The 20,494-nt window shown below is 72.9% G+C and carries 15 protein-coding genes; 7 read left to right on the forward strand and 8 right to left on the reverse strand.

The annotated features are described in order from the left end of the window. Positions 1-12: 12 nt before the first annotated feature. On the reverse strand, positions 13-876 hold the full coding sequence (locus N5I75_RS18840) for a hypothetical protein (protein ID WP_476678993.1): 864 nt from the start codon (positions 874-876) through the stop codon (positions 13-15). A gap of 194 nt (positions 877-1,070) precedes the next feature. Between N5I75_RS18840 and N5I75_RS18845 the strand changes: the two genes are divergently transcribed. Beyond that, a complete protein-coding gene (locus N5I75_RS18845) occupies positions 1,071-3,356 on the forward strand; it encodes a heavy metal translocating P-type ATPase (RefSeq protein ID WP_476678995.1) in 2,286 nt (761 codons plus the stop codon). A 168-nt stretch (positions 3,357-3,524) separates the two neighbouring features. Beyond that, positions 3,525-4,580 (forward strand): glycosyltransferase 87 family protein, encoded by a 1,056-nt coding sequence (locus N5I75_RS18850; RefSeq protein ID WP_476678997.1) that lies wholly within the window; start codon positions 3,525-3,527, stop codon positions 4,578-4,580. On the opposite strand, the gene N5I75_RS18855 is transcribed toward N5I75_RS18850, so the two are convergent. Both N5I75_RS18855 and N5I75_RS18860 read right to left on the reverse strand, forming a co-directional pair. Next, complete coding sequence (locus N5I75_RS18855; protein WP_476678998.1) at positions 4,532-6,175, reverse strand: DNA repair helicase XPB; 1,644 nt, start codon at positions 6,173-6,175, stop codon at positions 4,532-4,534. The genes N5I75_RS18850 and N5I75_RS18855 overlap by 49 nt on opposite strands. Positions 6,176-6,298: 123 nt before the next feature. Then, the gene (locus N5I75_RS18860; protein WP_476679000.1) at positions 6,299-8,743 is read right to left on the reverse strand and encodes a helicase-associated domain-containing protein; all 2,445 of its coding nucleotides are present in this window, start codon (positions 8,741-8,743) and stop codon (positions 6,299-6,301) included. Positions 8,744-8,854: 111 nt separating this feature from the next. On the opposite strand from N5I75_RS18860, the gene N5I75_RS18865 reads away from it, so the two are divergent. Next, the gene (locus tag N5I75_RS18865) at positions 8,855-9,847 is read left to right on the forward strand and encodes a hypothetical protein (protein WP_476679001.1); all 993 of its coding nucleotides are present in this window, start codon (positions 8,855-8,857) and stop codon (positions 9,845-9,847) included. Between the two features lie 234 nt (positions 9,848-10,081). Then, positions 10,082-10,720, forward strand: coding sequence for an HAD family hydrolase (locus N5I75_RS18870; RefSeq protein ID WP_476679003.1), 639 nt, complete (start codon positions 10,082-10,084; stop codon positions 10,718-10,720). On the opposite strand, the gene N5I75_RS18875 is transcribed toward N5I75_RS18870, so the two are convergent. Next, complete coding sequence (locus N5I75_RS18875; protein ID WP_476679005.1) at positions 10,693-10,983, reverse strand: hypothetical protein; 291 nt, start codon at positions 10,981-10,983, stop codon at positions 10,693-10,695. The genes N5I75_RS18870 and N5I75_RS18875 overlap by 28 nt on opposite strands. 120 nt (positions 10,984-11,103) lie before the next feature. On the opposite strand from N5I75_RS18875, the gene N5I75_RS18880 reads away from it, so the two are divergent. Continuing rightward, on the forward strand, positions 11,104-11,487 hold the full coding sequence (locus N5I75_RS18880) for a cold-shock protein (RefSeq protein WP_361081238.1): 384 nt from the start codon (positions 11,104-11,106) through the stop codon (positions 11,485-11,487). A gap of 19 nt (positions 11,488-11,506) precedes the next feature. On the opposite strand, the gene N5I75_RS18885 is transcribed toward N5I75_RS18880, so the two are convergent. The 4 genes from N5I75_RS18885 to N5I75_RS18900 all read right to left on the reverse strand — a co-directional run bounded on the left by N5I75_RS18885 (position 11,507) and on the right by N5I75_RS18900 (position 15,483). Further along, entirely contained in the window at positions 11,507-12,442 is a 936-nt protein-coding gene (locus tag N5I75_RS18885; protein WP_476679006.1) for a 1,4-dihydroxy-6-naphthoate synthase, read from the reverse strand. Further along, positions 12,439-13,179, reverse strand: coding sequence for a futalosine hydrolase (locus tag N5I75_RS18890; protein ID WP_476679008.1), 741 nt, complete (start codon positions 13,177-13,179; stop codon positions 12,439-12,441). Before N5I75_RS18890 ends, N5I75_RS18885 begins: the two co-directional genes overlap by 4 nt. Next, complete coding sequence (locus tag N5I75_RS18895; protein WP_476679010.1) at positions 13,143-13,625, reverse strand: DUF2771 domain-containing protein; 483 nt, start codon at positions 13,623-13,625, stop codon at positions 13,143-13,145. The genes N5I75_RS18890 and N5I75_RS18895 overlap by 37 nt, the downstream gene beginning before the upstream one ends. Positions 13,626-14,142: 517 nt before the next feature. Next, positions 14,143-15,483: an MFS transporter gene (locus tag N5I75_RS18900; protein WP_476679544.1), complete on the reverse strand. Its 1,341-nt coding sequence runs from the start codon at positions 15,481-15,483 to the stop codon at positions 14,143-14,145. A gap of 348 nt (positions 15,484-15,831) precedes the next feature. On the opposite strand from N5I75_RS18900, the gene N5I75_RS18905 reads away from it, so the two are divergent. Further along, entirely contained in the window at positions 15,832-16,758 is a 927-nt protein-coding gene (locus tag N5I75_RS18905; RefSeq protein WP_476679012.1) for a DUF3027 domain-containing protein, read from the forward strand. 568 nt (positions 16,759-17,326) lie between these two features. Then, complete coding sequence (locus N5I75_RS18910; RefSeq protein ID WP_476679014.1) at positions 17,327-20,449, forward strand: sacsin N-terminal ATP-binding-like domain-containing protein; 3,123 nt, start codon at positions 17,327-17,329, stop codon at positions 20,447-20,449. Positions 20,450-20,494 lie beyond the last annotated feature (45 nt).

The raw sequence follows: 20,494 nt of genomic DNA on the forward strand, positions 1-20,494 counted from the left end.
ACGTCGCTCAGCCTACGCCGCGTGCACCGTGAACGCAGCCGTCCTGACCTTCCCGCCGTGCTTGAAGTCCAGGAACAGCCGGTACGTCCCTTCGCTGGGAGCCGTCGCCGTGAACGAGACCTCGGGCCCCGCCGCGCCGTCGTGCGGGTGAACGTGGAGGTACGCGAGGTCGCCCGAGCGCAGCGCGACCAGATGCCCGTACGCGCCGAGGTACGGCTCCAGATCGGTGACCGGGCGCCCGTTGTGGCTGATACGCAACGTCAGCTCACGCGCCGCGCCCGGCTTCAGCGCGCCCTCGACCCGGACCTCGTACCCGTCCGCCACACGTGCCGTGGAGGCGCGCGAGGGCAGCGCGGCCGGTGCGTACCGCCCGGCGACCCCGAGTCCCGCGCCGAGCGTGAGCCCTTCCTTCTCGCCGCTCGGCGTGAAGTCCGCGAAGACCCGGTAGTCGCCCGCCTTCGGCAGCGAGACGGGCGTCGACCACGTGTCGTCGGCGTCGCGCACGGGGTGCAGATGGCGGTACGCGGTGAGGTCCCGCGAGGCCACGATCAGATGCAGCTCCTTGTCGTGCTCCTTCTCGTACGAGGTCACGGGCGCGCCGGTGCTGTCCTTGCGGATGGTGAAGCGGATCTCGCCGGTGCGGGCGGGCAGCCGGTCGCGCTCCAGGTCGAGCGTGTAGCCGCGTTCGGAGACCTGCAGCCCGCCCGGCACGGTCGACGCCGCGGGGGCCGTGGCCGGCTCCGCGTGGGCCCCGTGCTCCGGCGCCCGCGACTCCTTCGCGGTGATGGGGGCGGCGCCCGTCCCCACCCCGTACGCGGCGCCGAACGCTGTCGCGAGACCGGCGGCGAACGCGGTGATCTTCAGTCCGGTGTGCATGCGGGCTCCTCCGTCGGATCCGATCCGGGGGTGCAGTGGGTCGTAGGCCGTGGCACCCGAATGTTGTCCGACGATACCCCTGGGGGGTACCAAGTCAAGCCCTGTTCGTGCTTGCGGACGATACCCCCCAGGGGTATAAGGTGGAGTCGTTGCCGGGTACCCACCCCGGGTATCGGATTCCGAAGGAGGCCACCATGCAGGCGGAGCTCGTCATCGGCGGCATGACCTGCGCGTCGTGCGCCGCCCGTATCGAGAAGAAGCTGAACCGGATGGACGGTGTCGAGGCGACCGTCAACTACGCCACCGAGAAGGCGCGGGTCAGCTATGACGGCGACCGAGGCGTACAGGTCGCGGATCTGATCGCCACCGTCGAGGCCACCGGGTACACGGCCCAGGAGCCCGCGCCGCCGGAACCGCGGGACACGGGCGCCACGGACACCACGTCCGCCCCGGACGCCGGGGCGGACGAGCTGCGGCCCTTGCGGCAGCGGCTCGTCACCGCCGTCGTGCTCGCCGTGCCCGTCATCGCCATGGCCATGGTCCCGGCCCTCCAGTTCGAGTACTGGCAGTGGCTCTCGCTGACCCTCGCCGCGCCCGTCGTCACCTACGCGGCCTGGCCCTTCCACAAGGCGGCCTTCACTAACGCGCGGCACGGCGCCGCCACGATGGACACGCTGATCTCCGTCGGCACGTCGGCCGCGTTCCTGTGGTCGCTGTGGGCCCTGTTCTTCGGCACGGCCGGAGAGCCCGGCATGACGCACCCCTTCGAGCTGACCATCGCGCGCGGCGACGGCGCCGGGAACATCTACCTGGAGGCCGCCGCCGGGGTCACCGCCTTCATCCTCGCGGGCCGCTACTTCGAGGCCCGCTCCAAGCGGAAGGCCGGCGCCGCGCTGCGGGCGCTGCTCGAACTCGGCGCCAAGGACGTCACCGTCGTACGGGACGGCGGGCGAGAGGTCACCGTGCCGGTCGGCGAGCTGACGGTCGGCGAGCGCTTCCTCGTACGGCCCGGCGAGAAGATCGCCACCGACGGCACCGTGGTGGAGGGGGCGTCCGCCGTCGACGCGTCCATGCTCACCGGGGAGTCCGTACCGGTCGAGGTAGCCGTCGGCGACAGCGTCACCGGGGCCACCCTCAACGTGGGCGGGCGGCTCGTCGTCGAGGCCACCCGCGTCGGCGCCGACACGCAGCTCGCGCGCATGGCGCGGCTCGTCGAGGACGCGCAGAACGGCAAGGCCGCCGCCCAGCGGCTCGCCGACCGCATCTCCGCCGTCTTCGTGCCCGTCGTCATCGCGCTCGCCGTCGCCACGCTCGGTTTCTGGCTCGGCAACGGGGCCGGTCTGACCGCCGCGTTCACCGCCGCCGTCGCCGTCCTGATCATCGCCTGCCCGTGCGCCCTCGGGCTCGCCACACCTACCGCGCTCATGGTCGGTACGGGGCGGGGGGCCCAGCTCGGCATCCTGATCAAGGGCCCCGAGGTCCTCGAAAGCACGCGGAAGGCCGACACGATCGTCCTCGACAAGACCGGGACCGTCACGACCGGGCGGATGACGCTGCTCGCCACGCGTGTCGCCGACGGGGCGTTCGACGACGCCGATGGCGAAGCCGCTGACGAAGCCGAAGTCGAAGCCGAAGTTCTGCGGCTCGCCGGGGCCCTTGAGCACTCCTCCGAGCACCCCATCGCCCGCGCCGTCGCCGACGGCGCCGCCGAGCGCGTCGGGGCGCTTCCCGTTCCGGAGAGCTTCGCGAACGTCGCCGGGCGCGGCGTCCAGGGCGTCGTCGACGGGCACGCCGTCCTCGTCGGGCGGGAGGAACTCCTCGCCGCGTGGGAGATCCGGCTGCCCGAGGACCTCGCCCGCGCCAAGTCCGACGCGGAGGCCGCCGGGCGTACGGCCATCTGCGTCGCCTGGGACGGGGAGGCCCGCGCCGTGCTCGAAGTCGCCGACGCCGTGAAGGAGACCAGCGCGGAGGCCGTGCGGCGGCTGCGCGCGCTCGGGCTCCGGCCCGTGCTGCTCACCGGGGACAACGAGGCGGTCGCCCGGAGCGTCGCCGCCGAGGTCGGGATCGGGGCGGAGGACGTCGTCGCGGAGGTGCTGCCGCAGGACAAGGTCGATGTCGTGAAGCGGCTGCAGGGGGAAGGGCGGTCCGTCGCCATGGTGGGGGACGGGGTCAACGACGCGGCGGCGCTGGCGCAGGCCGATCTCGGGCTCGCCATGGGGACCGGGACCGATGCGGCCATCGAGGCGGGGGATCTCACGCTGGTGCGGGGGGATCTGCGGGTTGCCGCGGATGCGATCCGGCTGGCCCGGCGGACGCTGGGGACCATCCGGTCCAATCTGTTCTGGGCGTTCGCGTACAACGTGGCGGCGTTGCCGCTTGCCGCGGCGGGTCTCTTGAACCCGATGATCGCGGGGGCGGCGATGGCGTTCTCGTCCGTGTTCGTGGTGGGCAACAGCTTGAGGCTGCGGCGTTTCGGCTGAGGCCACGGGGCTCCGCCCCGGACCCCGCTGCCTCTCGTTCAAAGGCGGGGCTTGAGTTGGTTTGGGTTATCGTTGCGGCGCGTGTTCAGTCGTAAGCGTTGCGCAGTCGTCCTGCTCTGTGTGTCCGTCACCGCCCTCCTCGTTCTGTGCGGCGTCCAGCACGTTCCGATGGCCGATCTTCTCGTCTACCGGGCCGAAGGCGTCGCCGCCGCGAGCGGGGGCGGTGCGCTGTACGGGTTCACCGTCACGGAGTGGGGGCTGCCCGCCACCTATCCGCCGTTCGCCGCGCTGCTGTTCGTGCCGCTGGGCTGGGTGCCCCTCCTCCCGCTCAAAGGGCTGTTCCTCCTCGGCAACATCGCCCTCGCCGGGCTCCTCGTCCAGCTCTCCTGCCGGGCGGCCGGGCTGCGGGTCTCCCCGGCTGCCCGCTGCGCGTTCACGGGCGCGGCCCTCTGGCTCGAACCCGTCTTCCAGACCATCGTGTTCGGGCAGATCAACCTCGCCCTGGCCTGCCTGATCCTCTGGGATCTGGGGCGGCCCGCCGGTGCCCGCGGCAAGGGGATCGCCCTCGGCGTCGCGGCCGGGGTCAAGCTGACCCCGGCCGTCTTCCTCGTGTACCTGGTCCTCCGCGGGCGGCGGCGCGAGGCGTCGTACGCGGTCGCGGGCGCTGCCGGCACCGCCGTCCTCGGCGCGGTTCTTCTCCCGTACGCCAGCTGGGAGTTCTGGACTCGGCGGGTCTTCGAGACCGGGCGGGTCGGCAAAGCGTGGATCGTCGACAACCAGGCGTTGCAGGGGTTCGTCGCCCGGCTGCTCCATAGCGCCGAGCCCGGGGTTCTCTGGGGGCTTCCCGCCGTCCTTGCTGCCTTCGGCGGGCTGCTCGTCGCCGTTCGCGCCCGACACCATGCCCAGGGTGTCGTCCTCGCGGCCCTCACCGGGCTGCTCGTCTCGCCCGTCAGCTGGTCCCACCACTGGGTGTGGTGCGTGCCGCTGCTCGCGCTCCTGTGGGCCGGTGGTCATCGGCGTACGACCGTCGCCGTCGCCCTCCTCTTCACCGCGCGGAGCATGTGGCTGCTGCCCCACCAGGGCGATCTCGATCTGCATCTGCCCTGGTGGCAGCAGCCGTTGGCCGCTCCCTATCCGGTTCTCGCCGTCGGGCTGCTCGTCGCGGCCGGGCTCCGTCAGCCCTCCGCGAGGAGTTCGTCCGCGTCGACGATCCGGTACGCGTAACCCTGCTCCGCCAGGAAACGCTGGCGGTGCGCCGCGAAGTCCTGGTCGATCGTGTCGCGGGCGACCACCGAGTAGAAGCGGGCCTCGTGGCCGTCCGCCTTCGGGCGCAGGACGCGGCCGAGGCGCTGCGCCTCCTCCTGGCGGGAGCCGAACGTGCCCGACACCTGGATCGCGACCGTCGCCTCGGGGAGATCGATGGAGAAGTTCGCGACCTTCGAGACCACCAGGACCGAGATCTCGCCCTGGCGGAACGACTCGAACAGCTTCTCGCGGACCGCGTTCGTCGTCTCTCCCTTGATCACCGGGGCGTCCAGGTGCGCGCCCAGCTCGTCGAGCTGGTCGATGTACTGGCCGATGACGAGCGTCTGCTCGCCCGCGTGCTTGCGGACCAGCGCCTCGGTGACCTTCCGCTTCGTCGCCGTCGTCGCGCAGAAGCGGTACTTCTCCTCCGTCTCGGCCGTCGCGTACGCGAGCCGCTCGGAGTCGGTGAGGTTCACCCGGACCTCGACACAGTCGGCGGGCGCGATGTAGCCCTGCGCCTCGATCTCCTTCCACGGCGCGTCGAACCGCTTCGGGCCGATGAGGGAGAAGACGTCCGACTCGCGGCCGTCCTCACGGACCAGCGTCGCCGTCAGGCCGAGGCGGCGGCGCGCCTGGAGGTCCGCCGTGAACTTGAAGACCGGCGCGGGCAGCAGGTGCACCTCGTCGTAGACGACCAGGCCCCAGTCGCGGGAGTCGAACAGCTCCAGGTGCGGGTAGACACCCTTCCGCTTCGTCGTCAGGACCTGGTACGTGGCGATCGTGACCGGGCGGATCTCCTTCTTCGTCCCGCTGTACTCGCCGATCTCGTCCTCGGTCAGGCTCGTGCGCTTGACCAGCTCGTGCTTCCACTGGCGGGCCGACACCGTGTTCGTGACCAGGATCAGGGTCGTTGCTTTCGCTTGCGCCATCGCGCCCGCGCCCACGAGGGTCTTGCCCGCGCCGCAGGGGAGCACCACGACGCCCGAGCCGCCGTGCCAGAAGCCCTCCACCGCCTGCTTCTGGTACGGGCGCAGCGACCAGCCCTCCTCGTCCAGGTCGATCGGGTGCGCCTCGCCGTCCACGTACCCCGCGAGGTCCTCGGCCGGCCAGCCCAGCTTGAGCAGCGTCTGCTTGATCTGGCCCCGCTCCGAGGGGTGCACCGCCACCGTGTCCGCGTCGATCCGGGCGCCGACCAGCGGCTGCACCTTCTTCGAGCGCAGGATCTCCTCCAGGACCGGGCGGTCCGTGCTCGTCAGGACCAGGCCGTGCGCCGGGTGCTTGGAGAGCGTCAGCCTGCCGTAGCGGTCCATCGTCTCCGCGATGTCCACCAGCAGCGCGTGCGGCACCGGGTAGCGGCTGAACTGCACCAGGGCGTCCACCACCTGCTCCGCGTCGTGGCCCGCCGCCCGCGCGTTCCACAGGCCGAGCGGCGTCAGACGGTAGGTGTGGATGTGCTCCGGCGCCCGCTCCAGCTCCGCGAACGGGGCGATCGCCCGGCGGCAGTCGTCGGCCTGCTCGTGGTCGACCTCCAGGAGCAGGGTCTTGTCCGACTGGACGATGAGTGGACCGTTCACGCGCGGCACCCTTTCTGCATGGGCCAGGCCCCCGGACTCGGTATGGCCAAACGTCCAGTGTGCCGCATTGCCCAGGGTGCGCGGAGTGACTCAGGTCGCGTCCGGTTCCTGGCACGGAGTGACTCAGGTCGCGTCCGGTTCCAGCTCCGCCACGCCCGTCACCCTGTGCAGGGGGTACGTGCGGACCTCGTCCGCCGTGTGGTCGTACGCCGTCACGTAGCCGCCCTCCACCCGGATCGGCGCGATCACCCGCTGGCTCGCCGCGCCCTCCGCGTTCACGTACCCGATCCACAGCGCGTCGCCGGTCATCACCGCCGCCTGCATCGTGGCCAGCGTCTCCGCCGCCGCCGTACGGGGCAGCTCCCCGCCGCCGGGGTGCGCGGGCGCCGTCCTGCGCGGGGCCGTCGCCGCCAGGTCGCCCGCCCTGATCGCCCTGATCGCCGCGTCGAGCAGCGTCCCGTCGGGCAGCGGCGGGCCGTCCGGCACCGGCTCGGGCGCCGTGCGCGGCGGTGTGCGGTGCGCGTGGGCGCGGGTGATCAGGACGTCGCCCTCGGGGGTCTCCGCCGCCGGGGCGAAGCCCATCGCGCGCAGGCCCTCCAGGAGGCTGCCCGGGTCCACCTGCGCGGCGAGCACCGTGGGCGCGAGGCGGCGCAGACGCAGCGCCGCCGCCCGCTTGTCCGCCAGGATCTCGCCCAGTACCGCGTCGTCGTCGCAGCGGACGTACGCCGACGCCGCCCCGATCCGCAGGTGGCCGTGGCGCCTCGCCACGTCGTCGATCAGGTACGTCAAGGGCTGGGGGACCGGGGTGCGGCTGTGTTCCGCCAGGAAGACGTGCAGGTCGGAGGCTGTCCGGCCGGAGTCGAGTGCGCGGCGCACCGAGCCCGGGGTGAACCGGTAGACCGTCGCCCCGCCCTTCGACTCCACGTCCGCGAAGATCGCCAGGGCGTCCGCCAGGGGGCGGATCAGCGGGCCCGGGGCCACCGCCGTCAGGTCCGCCTGGAGGAGGACGTGGTCCAAGGGCTCCGGGAGCAGCGGCTCGATCAGTTTTCGCGCGCGCGCCGTCGCCGTCGCCCGTTCCGCCTGCGTCGCGTCCGCGTCCGTGAGCAGTGCCCTGCCGTGTGCCGACAGCGCCCCGCGGCCCGTCACGCCCAGGAACTCCGCCTCCGACAGCGTCCACTCCGCCAGCTTCGTCCGCAGCTCCCGCGCCGCCGGTGACGGGCGCTCCCACGTCAGCCGCGCCGTGATCGACTCCGGGTCCGGGGCCGTGCCCTCCGGGAGCGCGGCGAGGAGCGTGAGCACTCGGTGGCGTACCTCCGGCGCCGCCGAGCGGTCCAGGTGCGGGCCCAGCGCCGACAGCGTCCTGTCCTTGCCGTCCCTGCCGCCCACCACGCCCGCCGTGCGCGTCGCCGCCAGCCACGCCTCCGCCAGGCGCGTCCAGCGCTCCGCCGGCGGGCGCTCCATCCACTCGTCGTACGCCGGTGTCGCCGCGTACCGCTCGTCCGCCTCACCGTCCGACGCCACCAGGCCCGCCGCGTACGCCAGCTCCACCCAGAACGCCGCCTGGGGTTCTGTCACGTCGAGCGCCGCCGCCGTGCGCTTCAGGTCCCGCACGCTCAGGCCGCCCGCCCGCAGCACCGCCGGGCCGCCCTCGTCCCAGTCCTTCAGCAGCTCCTCCACCGTCGACAGCGCCGTGTACGCCTGCGCCGCCGCCGTCGCGTCCACCACCTGCGGACGGGGCGCCGTCCCCTCCCGCACCTCCGGCGCCACCGGCTCCAGCTCCCTGTGCGCCCGGCCGCCGCGCAGATGCAGCGCCGCCTCCCTCGGCAGCACCACCGTGCCCGGCGCCGTCGGAAGCAGCAGGCCCCGGTCGAGCAGCCAGCGCAGGTGCGCCGCGGGCTGCGCCGTCACCTGGCCGTACGGCGGGCCCCACACCAGCCTGTTCAGGACGTCGAGGGACTCCATCGGCGCCTCGTCGAGCAGCGCCGACATGCGCTCCGCGTCCGTGAACAGGTCTGTCAGCTCCGCCACCGCCGAGACGCCGTCATGCGTCGTCGGGAGGCCCGCCGTCGTGATGATCTCCTGCAGGCGGGTGGGGGAGATGCCCGCCGTCGCCTCCGCGATCGTCGGGCCCAGGCCCGTGGGGGACGGGTGCTGCGGGGTCGGCGCCAAAAGCTCCCTCGCCGTTCGCACCAGGCGGAGCTGGTCGTCGCCGCCCCAGAGCAGGGCCTGTTCGCGGAGGGTCGCCACCGCTTCGGGCAGCGCTTGCGTCGCCTCCTCCGTCGGGAGGAGCGTGCGCAGCGTTTCGTGGGGTGTCGGCTCCGGTGCCACCGCCAGCGCCTGCGCCACCTGTTGCGTGAAGCGGTCCAGGCGGTCGAGCGCCCGTACCACCGACGCCCTCGTGCCCGCGCGCGTCGCCAGCTGCGTCAGGTCGTTCGGGACCGGGCCGAGCAGATCCGGGCGGGCCCGCAGCAGCCGGGCCAGGGACGCGTCGTCCCTCGCGCGCAATGCCTCCGCCAAGGAGCGGGGGGCTGACGTCGGCGCCGCCGGGGTCTGCTCGTTCGGGCTCATTCGACCCACGGTAGCGGGCCCGTTCTCCGGGGCGGGGATCCCGTGCTCTGACGGGTCCCGGCATTCGCGATACCGTCGACGCAACAACTGCTGCACCCCGGAGGGGACTTCGTGGGGATCGAGAGTGATCAGCTCGTCTTCGACTATCTGAGCCGCGTCGGCGACCTGGCCCAGCAGCGGCAGCTGCCCTCGGCCGCCCGGATGCGGCTCGTCAGCGAGTTGCGCGGGGAGATCGACCGGCGTCGCGCCAAGGTCACCGTCGACAGTCCTGCCGCCGTGCGCCGCATCATCGATCGGCTCGGGGATCCTGATCGGGTCGTCAGCGGGGCGCAGGAAGGGGGTGGTGGGGGTGGTCAGGGCGGTGGTCGTGTTGATCCCGCTGGTTCTCTGTCCCGGCCCGTGCCTTCGCAGCCTGGGCCCTCGGACGCGGGCAAGCCCAAGCCCAATCTGAGCAAGCTGCTGCGGAAAGTGCCGCCTCAGCAGCGGGACGGCGCTTCCGACGCGCCCTCTCCGCCTCATCTCGCCGGGACCGAGGAGCTCGGGGCCTCCGGCGGGGAGACCGACTGGTGGCGGGTCGGGGTCGGGCAGTCGCTCGCCGATACGGATTCCGTGCCCGGGTTCACCGGGGGGATCGAGATTCCGGAGATTCTCAAGCCGCCTGCCGGTGAGGGGACCGAGCTGCGGAAGTCTGAGGTTGCGGAGCCGGTTCAGCCTGTTCAGCCTGTGGCTGGTAAAGCGCGGCGGTTCTTGCCTGAGGGGGGACTCAGCAATCCGCTGCTTCTGCTTGCCGCCGGGCTTCTTGTCGTGGGGGCCGTGCTGGGGAATGTCATCGCCCTGCTTGTGGGGTGGGCGCTCGTCTATCTGTCCCGGCGGCTCACCCTCGGGCAGAAGAAACTCGCCGTCTTCGTGCTGCCGGGGCTCGCCGTCGCGGGGGGTGTCTGCTGGCTGTGGGGGCGCAGCGCCGGGAAGTTCGGGGCGCCCATCGCGGAGGGGCAGATGAGCGGGGCCTTTCAGGAGACGTGGCCCTGGGTTCTGCGGTGTGCCGCCGTCGCCTCGGCCCTGTATCTCGTGTGGCGGTCGCAGCGGGTCGCGCGCTCGCGATGAAGGGAGGGTGGCCGTCTGGTGCTTCTTGGCGGCCGACCGTCTCCGTCCGACAGGTGTCGGGGTGGGTACGGGGCCGGTCGGGGCATGTCCGTGCTCGCCATCTTGATGGCATCGCCCCTTGTGATGCGTTTCGTCACCGCGTGAACTGTGCTGCGCGCGGACATGCCCCGACCGGCCCCTCCCGTCTCGTACGTCTCTGAACGGCCGGTACGTGTAGCGGGCACAATTGGGGTCATGGCTGCTCCCCTCCTCATAGGCCCCACCGTCGGCTTCGATCTCGATATGACGCTCATCGACTCGCGTCCCGGTATTCGGGCCACCTGGGTCGCCCTGTCCGAGCGGACCGGTGTGTACGTCGATGCCGATCTCGCCATTTCGCGGCTCGGGCCGCCGCTGGTCGACGAACTCGCCGAGTGGTTTCCCGCCGAGCGGATTCCAGCGATGGCCGATCTCTACCGCGAGATGTATCCCTCGTACGCCATTGAAGCCACGCTTGCGATGCCCGGTGTCCATGAGGCGATGGACGCTGTGCACGCGGGAGGTGGGCGCACCGTCGTCGTCACCGCCAAGTTCGAGCCCAACGCCAAGCTGCACCTGGCGCATCTGGGGATCGACGCCGATGTGGTGGTCGGTGATCTGTGGGCCGAGGGGAAGGCCGCCGCCCTGCGCGAGCACCAGGCCAGTGTCTATGTCGGGGATCACGTGGGCGATGTTCGCGGGGCTCGTGCCGGCGGCGCGTTCTCCGTGGCCGTGGCCACCGGGCCCTGTGACGGTGAGGAGCTGGTGGCCGCCGGTGCCGATGTCGTGCTGGACGATCTCCGGGCGTTTCCGGACTGGTTCTCGGGCTACGTCGAGCGGGCCGCTCGGCGTTGAGCCGCCACTCCTCGTAGGACGCCTGCCGCGGCGATGAGGAAACCCACGCCCATGAGCATGCAGACCGCATAGGCGAGGGGCGGGAACGGTGTGGTGTTCAGGAAGAGTGGGGCCACCGTTGCCAGCGTGGCGATCGCTCCCACGATGAAGACGATGCCGCCCGCTTTCACGAGGCCGTCGCCGGGTCCTGTCTCGGTCGCCCGGGAAATGACTTGGGTTTTGTCACGCACCCGGCCAGGGTAGTTCCTGGCCCGAGAGAACATTTCGGCGCCGTCTTGCCAGCGGCCCCGGGACCCATAGTCTTGGTGGCGGCGGGTCGTACCACGACCCGCTGTACTGCTATCCAGAGCGTTTTCTTTCTAGTACGAGGACGAGGACTTCACGTGCCTACCGGCAAGGTCAAGTGGTTCAACAGCGAGAAGGGCTTCGGCTTCCTCTCCCGCGACGACGGCGGCGACGTCTTCGTGCACTCCTCCGTACTTCCCGACGGTGTCGACGCCCTCAAGCCCGGCCAGCGCGTCGAGTTCGGGGTCGTCGCCGGTCAGCGTGGTGACCAGGCGCTCTCCGTTGCCATCCTCGATCCGACCCCCTCGGTCGCGGCGGCCCAGCGCCGCAAGCCCGATGAACTCGCCTCCATCGTGCAGGACTTGACCACTCTGCTCGAGAACATCACGCCGATGCTCGAGCGCGGGCGCTATCCCGACAAGGCCGCCGGGGCGAAGATCGCCGGGCTGTTGCGGGCCGTCGCCGATCAGTTGGACGTCTGAGGGGCGGTTGGGGACCCTTCTACGGGAAGCGCAGCGCGTCGGGGGCCAGTGGTGGGACCAGGCCCTCGGCCGCCGCCCGTGTGAGCAGGCCGCGGATCGCCGCGTAGCCGTCCTCGCCCAGGTCCGCCGTGAACTCGTTGACGTACAGGCCGATGTGCTGGTCCGCCACCGACGGGTCCATCTCCTGGGCGTGCGCCATCACGTACGGGCGTGAGGTCTCCGGGTCGTCCCATGCCTGGCGGACCGATGCGCGGATCGTGTCCGTGATGGCGGTCAGGGTCTCCGCGCCCAGGTCGCGGCGGGCGATGATCGCGCCCAGCGGGATCGGCAGGCCCGTCGTCGCCTCCCAGTGCTCGCCCATGTCCGCCAGCTTGTGCAGGCCGTAGTTCTGGTACGTGAAGCGCGCCTCGTGGATCACCAGGCCCGCGTCGATCTTCCCGTCCCGTACCGCCGGCATGATCTCGTGGAACGGCATCACGACGATCTCGCCCACCCCGCCGCCGGGGACCGTGTCCGCCGCCCACAGGCGGAAGAGGAGGTAGGCGGTCGACGTCTCGCTCGGCACCGCGACCCTCTTGTCCGAGAGGTCGACGTTTGGTTCGCGGGTCAGGACCAGCGGGCCGCAGCCCCTGCCCAGCGCGCCGCCGCACGGCAGCAGCGCGTAGTCGTCGAGCACGTACGGCAGGACCGCGTAGCTCACCTTCAGGACGTCGAACGCCTCCTCGCGGCGCTCCGCGATCCCGTTGGTGATGTCGATGTCCGCGAAGGTCACGTCCAGGGCCGGGGCGCCCGGCACCCGGCCGTGGGCCCAGGCGTCGAAGACGAACGTGTCGTTCGGGCAAGGGGAGAAGGCGATGCGGGTGGGGGGCTTGGGGGTGGGGGTGGGGGAGTCGGTGGTGGGGAAGTCGGTGGTGGGGGCTTCGCTTGCTTCGTTCGTTTCGTGCGGTGTCGTCATGTGTTTCTCCAACTCTGCAGAACCGGCGTTGCCTTCCCGAACGCCTCGGTGAGGGCCGCCAGCGCGTCGGGTATGCGCCAGGCCGCGCGGTCGCGGGGGCCCACGGCGTTGGAGACAGTGCGGATCTCGGCCACCGGCACCCCGTGCGCGGCGGCGGCCTCGGCCACGCCGAAGCCCTCCATCGCCTCCGCCACGGCGCCGGGGTGGCGCTGGGCCAGGAGCGCGGCGCGGTCGGCGGTGCCGGTCACCGTGGAGACCGTCAGGACCGGGCCGGTCGTCGCGGCGCCGGTCGCCTCGGCGAGGTCTCGTACGAGGGACGGCGGTGGACGGTGGGTGACGGTGCCGAAGCCCAGTTCGGTGACCGGGACGAAGCCCTCCGGGGTCTCGGCGCCGAGGTCGGCCACGGTGATCGCGTCGGCGATCAGGACCGTGCCGGGCGGGGCGCTGAAGCCGCCGCCGATGCCGGCCGAGACGACCAGCGTGTACGGGCTGCCGGACAGGGCGGCTGTGGTGAGGGCGGTCGCTGTGCCGGCGGCCGCCGCGGCGGGGCCGACGCCCACGGCGATCACATCGATCGTGCCGGCTGCCTCGGTTGTCTCGGTCGCCGGGTGGTGCGTGCGCACTCCGCGCGCCACCGCGTCCCGTTCCGCGGGGACTGCGGTGGCGATCAGTACGCGGCTGCGCGCGGTGCCGGTGTCCGTCAGCTGTCCTTCTTCTTCTCGAGCTTGAACGACCACAGGCCGTACGCCTTGGAGTCGCCGCCCTGGAGGATCGTCACCGTGGTGCTGTTGCCCGTGGCGCCGTACTGCTGGTTGAAGAACACGCTGCCCGGGACCGTGCGGTAGGTCTTCTTGCTGGACTCGGTGAGCGGCTGACCGTTCATCAGGAGGGTCCAGCCCTTGTCCGCGATCTCCGGGTCGACGCCGAAGCGGACCGTCTCGTCGGTGTCGACCTTGATGGTCTTCGCGTCCTTGTCCTTCAGGCAGCCCTCCAGGGAGGACGAGGCGAGCGCCTTGCCGTCCTTGTAGCAGGAGGCCTCGGAGTTCACCGTGTCGCGGCCCACCGTGACGGTGGCCAGCGGGGTCGGCTTGTCGCAGGCGGAGAGCACGAGCAGTCCGGCGCCGACGGCACCGACGGCGGCCACGGTGCGCCTGTGGCGCACAACGAAACGCTGGGAGGTCATGGGCGCAGGTTATCTGGCGCCCCGGGAACGGTTGCCAGCCGGGTACGGCGCGCCGCACATGGGTACGGCTGCGCCGAGGTCCGGGGGGCGAGTTGCCGCCCGCGGCCCCGGGTGCGTCGGCTGCGCCGTGGCCTCGGGGGGTGCGTTGTCGGGTGACACGTGCGTCGTGGCTGGTCGCGCAGTTCCCCGCGCCCCTGGAGCGTGCGGCTGCGCCGCAGCTCCCCAGGGGTGCGTGAGATGGCGGACGCGCGATGCGCCTCTCTGAGATGGCGCACGTAGTGCGCATCTCAGGGGCGCGGGGAACTGCGCGACCAGCCACGACGGTGCCGCAGTCGTGAACGGTGGGGAATGGCGCACGTAGTGCGCATTCCAGGGGCGCGGGGAACTGCGCGGCCAGCCACGATGGCGCCGCAGTCGTGGACGGTGGGGAATGGCGCACGTAGTGCGCATTCCAGGGGCGCGGGGAACTGCGCGGCCAGCCACGACGGTGCCGCAGTCGCGAACGGCAGGGATGGCGCTAGAGCACTCGGGCTCGCGCGGGGCCGCCATGACGCGCCGCCGAGAGAAGACCCCGCACCGTCGTCAGCCAACCCAGCGCCACGATCCCCGCCGCCACCGAGAGGCCAAGCGCCCCGTTCAGTGGCAGCGCAATGCCGATCGCCCCGCCGAACACCCACGCCACCTGCAACAACGTCTCCGAGCGCGCGAACGCCGACGTACGGACCGCCTCCGGCACATCCCGCTGGATCGTCGCGTCCAGCGAGAGCTTGGCGAGGGCCTGCGCGAAACCGGCGAATGCCGCCAGGCACGCTGTCATGACCGCCCCGAAGAAGACCGCCGAGGTCACCGCGACCCCGAGCACGACCGCGACCACCGTCACGATGATGATCTCCGGCGCCCGGGATCTCAGCCACGCCCCCACGGCAGTGCCCAGCGCGTTGCCCGCCCCGGCCGACACGCCGACGAGCCCGAGCGAGACCGCCGCGCTCTGCCCGGTCAGCGGATGCTCGCGCAGCAGGAACGCGAGGAAGAAGATCAGGAACCCGGAGAGGCACCGCAGCGCCGCGTTGGCGGCCAGGGCGTGGGTGACGGCCGTGCCGACGGTGCGCAGGCCCGGCTTGCGCTGTTTCTTCACGGGGCCGTGCAGATGCGCCTCGTCGGCTGCCAGCAGCGCCTTGTCCTCGCCCTTCGCCGAGTCCACCTTGGGTGGCAGGGAGAAGGACAGGAACATGCCCGCCATGAAGATCACGAAGGCGCCGTAGAGCGGATAGCGCGGGCCGAGGGCCTGGAGGCCCGCCCCGATGGGCGCCGCAGCCCCGGTGGCGAGGAGCCCGCCCAGCGTCACCCGCGAATTCGCCTTGACCAGAGAGAAGCGCGGCGGCAGCAGCCTCGGCACCACCGCCGAACGGACCACCCCGTACGCCTTCGACGACACGAGGACGCCCAGGGCCGCCGGATACAGCTCGATCCCGCCCGTCACCACCGCGCTGGAGAGGACGAGGGCCAGGAGCGCCCGCGCCAGCATCGAGCCCGCCATCGCCGCCCGCCGCCCGTGCGGCAGCCGGTCCAGGAGCGGGCCGATCACCGGGGCCAGCAGGGTGAAGGGCGCCATCGTGATCGCCAGGTACAGGGCGACCCGGCCGCGCGCCTCGTCCGTCGGCACGGAGAAGAACACGGTCGAGGCGAGCGCGACCGTGATCATGACATCGCCCGCGCCGTTCACCGCGTGGAGTTCGATGAGTTTTCCGAGGCCCGACTCGCCCGCGCCGTGCGCGTGTGTCGCTTTCCTGATTCCGCGCGCCGTGCCTGTGAACGGCAGCCTCAGGGCGCGCCCGACCTTGCGGACGGCCCCGCGCACCGGGCCCGAACCGCTGTGTTCGTACGCCGACCTTGCGGTTGCCACGCAGTCATAGTGCCCCGGGAACGGGCGTACTAGTGCCGATATGAGTACGCGGGTCGGCTTTCGCGTCGGGTGCGGCTCGTACGTCGGTGTGGGCGACGGGCGTGGAACGAGGTAGCGTGCGTAGCGCGCCCGCGGCGGTTGTTATCGGCCGCGCGCCTCTCGGCCATCCCGCAGAATGGATGACGTAGGTGCGCCCGGAACGCTCGGGTGCGGACGTCGACGCGGCCCTCAGGTCCGCTCCGTCCGCGCTCCCGCACACAGGACGGCGCACTCGAGAGACGGCGTAGGAGAGAAGCGATACCTGTGAGCGCAGCGACAACGCGAAGCCGCACCCCTGACCGTCTGTGCGCCGAGGCGGTCGATCTCGCCCGCACGGCGGCCGAGGAGGCCGCCGCGCCCGGTGTGGTCGGCGAGCACGTCGAGATGGTCGTCGAGGGCGATCGCGTCGTCACGCACCTCTTCGAGTGCAAGGAGTCCGGGTACCGGGGCTGGCGCTGGGCCGTCACCGTGGCCCGCGCCTCCCGCGCCCGGTACGTCACCCTCGACGAGACCGTGCTGCTGCCGGGCCCCGATGCCCTTCTCGCGCCCGAGTGGGTGCCGTGGAGCGAGCGGCTCCGGCCCGGTGACATGGGGCCCGGTGATCTTCTGCCCACCGAGGCGGACGACCTTCGGCTGGAGCCCGGTTACAGCGGGGACGACGGGCCGCCGCCGAACTCGCCGCTGTCCGAGGACATGGCCGAGCTCGTCGAGGCGGAGGACGCCGAGGTCACGGACGGGCCCGTCGCCGAGTTGCCGGTCGCCCCGGCCCGGGGGTCCATCGCGTCCGTCGCCGAGGAGCTGGGGATGCGCCGGGCGCGGGTCCTCTCCCGGTACGGGCTGCATGTCGCCGCCGACCGGTGGGAGGAGTCGTACGGGGCGAAGACGCCCATGGCGATGGCGGCGCCCGCGACCTGTGTCTCCTGCGGGTTCCTTCAGCCCATCGGCGGGTCGCTCGGGCAGGCGTTCGGGGTCTGTGCCAATGAGTTCTCGCCGGCGGACGGGCGGGTCGTGTCGCTCTCGTACGGGTGTGGAGGGCACTCCGAGGCTGCCGTCATGCCGAGCGCTCCGCGTCCCGCGCCGCCGGTGATCGACGAAAACCTGGTCGACGTCCTGCCCCTGCGCCCGGCCCCCGCCGAGGGGTCGGTCACCCCGACCCCGACCGAGGCGCCGGACGACTTGGGCCACTCGTAGCGACCCGACTGCCGTCGCCGGCGCGCGTCGCGCTGGCCGCGCAGTTCCCCGCCCCCGTGAGGCATGCGGCTGCGCCACACCCCCATGGGGGTGCGTGGACAGGTGGCGCGTGCGTCGTGGCTGGTCGCGCCGTTCCCCGCGCCCCTGAGGCGTGCGGCTGCGCCACAGCCCCATGCGTGTGCGTGGACAGGTGGCGCGTGCGTCGTGGCTGGTCGCGCCGTTCCCCGCGCCCCTGGAGCGTGCGGCTGCGCCGCAGCTCCATCGGGCGCGTCACGTGGGCGCCTCTGAGGCATGCGTTCCGCCGCTTTCTCTGAGGCGTGCGTCACGCGGGGCTCTCTCTGGTCGCATCCGCGTCGCGCGCGCCTCTCTGAGATGGCGCACGTAGTGCGCATCTCAGGGGCGCGGGGAACTGCGCGACCAGCCACGACGGCGCCGCAGTCGCGAACGGTGGGGAATGGCGCGAGCCGCCACGGCGAGAGTCGCGGGTGGGGACCAGGCTGGTCGGGGTGGGGGCCGGGCCGCGATAGCGTGCGGGCCGACCGATGACCGCGCCCCGAAGGAGACACTGGTGAGCGTCAGCAACATCGCGCCGGGGGACTCAGACCCGTTCGGCACCGCCAACTTGCGGCGCGGCGTGCTGGACGCCTGGTCCACAAGCGCGGCCCGGTTCCGGGAGGACGCCAACGCCGAGGAGGACCTCGCGCTGGGCGGCTACCGGGACCGCCTCGTCGTCGAGCTGGCCCAGAACGCCGCCGACGCCGCCGCCCGCGCCAAGACGGAGGGCCGCCTCGCCCTCACCCTCCGCGACGGAGTCCTGGCCGCCGCGAACACGGGCGCCCCGCTGGACGCCGCCGGCGTCGAGTCGCTGTCCACGCTGCGCGCGTCGGCGAAGCGCGAGGACGCCGAGGGGGCTGTCGGACGGTTCGGCGTCGGGTTCGCCGCCGTGCTCGCCGTCAGCGACGAGCCCGCCGTCGTGGGGCGGACGGGGGGAGTCAGGTGGTCGCTCGGAGAGGCCCGGCTCGCCGCCGCCGACGCCGCCCTGCACAGCCCCGCCCTCGGCGACGAGCTCCGCCGCCGCGACGGCCACGTACCGCTGCTGCGGCTGCCGTTCGCGGCCGAGGGACAGGCACCGGAGGGCTACGACACCGTCGTCATCCTGCCGCTGCGCGACGAGGCCGCCGAGGCGCTCGCCGGGCGCCTGCTCGACGAGATCGACGACACACTGCTGCTCGCCCTGCCGGGGCTCACCGAGGTCACCGTCACCACCGACGCCGGGACGCGCGTGCTGCGGCGGCGGGCCGAGGGCGCGTACACCGTCGTCTCGGACGACGCCCGCGAACCCGTCGAGCTGCGCTGGCGCACCGTCACCCGGACCGGCGCGCTCGCGCCCGAGCTGCTGGCCGACCGGCCCGTCGAGGAGCGGCTGCGTCCGCACTGGTCGCTCACCTGGGCGGTGCCCGTCGACGCCGAGGGCGCCCCGGCGCGGCCGGTCAGCGCGCCCGTGCTGTACGCCCCGACCCCGAGCGACGAGGCCCTCGGTGTGCCCGCGCTGCTCATCGCGTCCTTCCCGCTCGACACCGCCCGGCGCCACGTCGCGCCCGGCCCGCTCACCGGCTTCCTCACCGAGCGCGCCGCCGACGCCTACGCCGAACTGCTCGGCGACTGGTCGCCCGTCGGCACCGGCATCCTCGACCTCGTCCCCGGACCGCTCGGCAAGAGCGAGCTGGACGGGGCGCTGCGCGCCGCCATCCTGGACCGGCTGCCCCGCACCGCGTTCCTGCCGCCCGCGCTCGCGCCCGGCTCCGAGGACGACGAGCGGCCCGTCTCCCTCCGCCCGCGCGACGCCGAGGTCGTCGAGGGCGTCGGCGCCGACACCGTACGGGTCCTCGCCGAGGTGCTGCCCAGCCTGCTGCCCGCCGGGCTCGAACGCCGTACCGAGCTGCGGACGGTCGGCGTCGCGCGCGTACCGCTGACCGAGGCCATCGACCGGCTCGCCGGCCTGGAGAAGGAGCCGGGCTGGTGGCGGCGGCTCTACGACTCCCTCGCCGGTGTCGACCCCGACCGGCTCAGCGGCCTTCCCGTACCGCTCGCCGGGGGCCGCACCGTCATCGGCCCGCGCCAGGTCCTGCTGCCGACCGCCGAGGCGTCCGCCGTGCCCGGCGAGGCGCTCGCCCGGCTCGGCCTCAAGGTCGCCCACCCGGACGCCACCCATCCGCTCCTGGAGAAGCTGGGCGCGCTGCCCGCCACGCCCCGCGCCGTCCTGACGACGCCGCAGCTGCGGGCCGCCGTCGCCGCCTCCCTGGACGACGAGCCCGCCTGGGACGACGATGGCGCCCTGGGCGCCGACGAGCTGGCCGACGTCGTGCTCACCCTCGTGCGCGACGCCCACCTCGACGTCGGCGACGAACCCTGGCTCGGCGCCCTCGCCCTCCCCGACGAGCACGGCGAACTCGCCCCCGCCGCCGAACTGGTCCTCCCCGGCAGCCCCATCGCCTCCGTCCTGCGGGAAGGGGAACTCCCCTACGTCGACGAGGAGCTGGCCGGGCGGTTCGGCGAGCAGCCGCTGGCCGCATGCGGGGTGCTCGCCACGTTCGCGCTGGTCCGCGCCACCGACGTCGTCCTCGACCCCGACGAGCTCGAACCCCGCGACAGCGACTTCCCCGAGCCCGACGACGCCGGGCTCCTCGACGCCGTCGACGTGTGGTGCGAGGACGTCCTCGACCGGCTGCCCGACACGCCCGTGCCGCCCGTCGCCACCGAGCTGATCGCCGTGCGCGACCTCGACCTCGTCGACGAGGACCGCTGGCCGCAGGCGCTCGCGCTCCTCTCGCAGCCGCCGTTGCGCGACGCCCTCACCCAGCCCGTCCGGGTCCTGCTGCCCGACGGCACCCACGAGACCGTCCGCCCGTACACCGCCTGGTGGCTGCGCGGCCACCCGGTCCTCGACGGCCGCCGCCCCGCCGGGCTGCGCGCCGAGGGCTCCGACCCGCTCCTCGACGGCCTGTACGAGGCCGCCGACGCCCGCGGCTTCGAGGACGAGCAGGTGCTGCGCGCCCTGGGCGTACGGACCTCCGTCGCCGCCCTCCTCGACGAGCCGGGCGGCGCGGCCGAGCTGCTCGACCGGCTCGCCGATCCCGAGCTGCCCGTGGGCGCCGCTCAACTGCACGCGCTGTACGGCAAGTTGGCCGATCTCGAACCCGAGCAGGTGACCCTGCCCGACGAGCTGCGTGCCGTGCGGGACGGGGCCGTGGTCGTCGTCGACGCGCCGGACGCGGTCGTCGCCGACGCGCCCGATCTGCTGCCGCTCGCCGCCGGGCGCGCGCTGCTGCCCGTCGCCCCGGCCGGCGCCGCGCACCTCGCCGAGCTGTTCCAGGTGCGGCGGCTGAGCGAGGCCGTCGACGCGGAGGTGGGCGGGGAGGGTGTCGAGCACCCCGTCCCGGACTCCGTGCGCACCCTGCTCGGGCCCGCGACCCCGGCCTCGTACGTCGAGCACGAGGAGCTGTACGTCGCCGGGACCGAGGTCGACTGGCGGCGCGCGCCCGACGGCACGGTGCATGCGGCGACGCTTGAGGGGGTCGCCGCCGGGCTCGCGTGGGCCGCGGGGCAGTGGCCTCGGCGGTTCGAGGTGGCGGCGCTTCTGGAGGACCCGTCCCGTACGGAGGAGCTGGCGCGGGACCGGTGGTTCGACTGAGGCGCGTCGCGCGCGCCCTGCTTCGCGGTGAGATGTAGATCACGT

The sequence above is a fragment of the Streptomyces sp. R818 genome (genome assembly GCF_056172735.1).

Coding starts and splice junctions, on each gene's coding strand:
- N5I75_RS18850 (WP_476678997.1), top strand. CDS start 3,525: ATGGCCGATCTTCTCGTCTACCGGGCCGAAGGCGTCGCCGCCGCGAGC.
- N5I75_RS18870 (WP_476679003.1), top strand. CDS start 10,082: ATGGCTGCTCCCCTCCTCATAGGCCCCACCGTCGGCTTCGATCTCGAT.
- N5I75_RS18860 (WP_476679000.1), bottom strand. CDS start 8,743: ATGAGCCCGAACGAGCAGACCCCGGCGGCGCCGACGTCAGCCCCCCGC.
- N5I75_RS18845 (WP_476678995.1), top strand. CDS start 1,071: ATGCAGGCGGAGCTCGTCATCGGCGGCATGACCTGCGCGTCGTGCGCC.
- N5I75_RS18885 (WP_476679006.1), bottom strand. CDS start 12,442: ATGACGACACCGCACGAAACGAACGAAGCAAGCGAAGCCCCCACCACC.
- N5I75_RS18895 (WP_476679010.1), bottom strand. CDS start 13,625: ATGACCTCCCAGCGTTTCGTTGTGCGCCACAGGCGCACCGTGGCCGCC.
- N5I75_RS18875 (WP_476679005.1), bottom strand. CDS start 10,983: ATGTTCTCTCGGGCCAGGAACTACCCTGGCCGGGTGCGTGACAAAACC.
- N5I75_RS18840 (WP_476678993.1), bottom strand. CDS start 876: ATGCACACCGGACTGAAGATCACCGCGTTCGCCGCCGGTCTCGCGACA.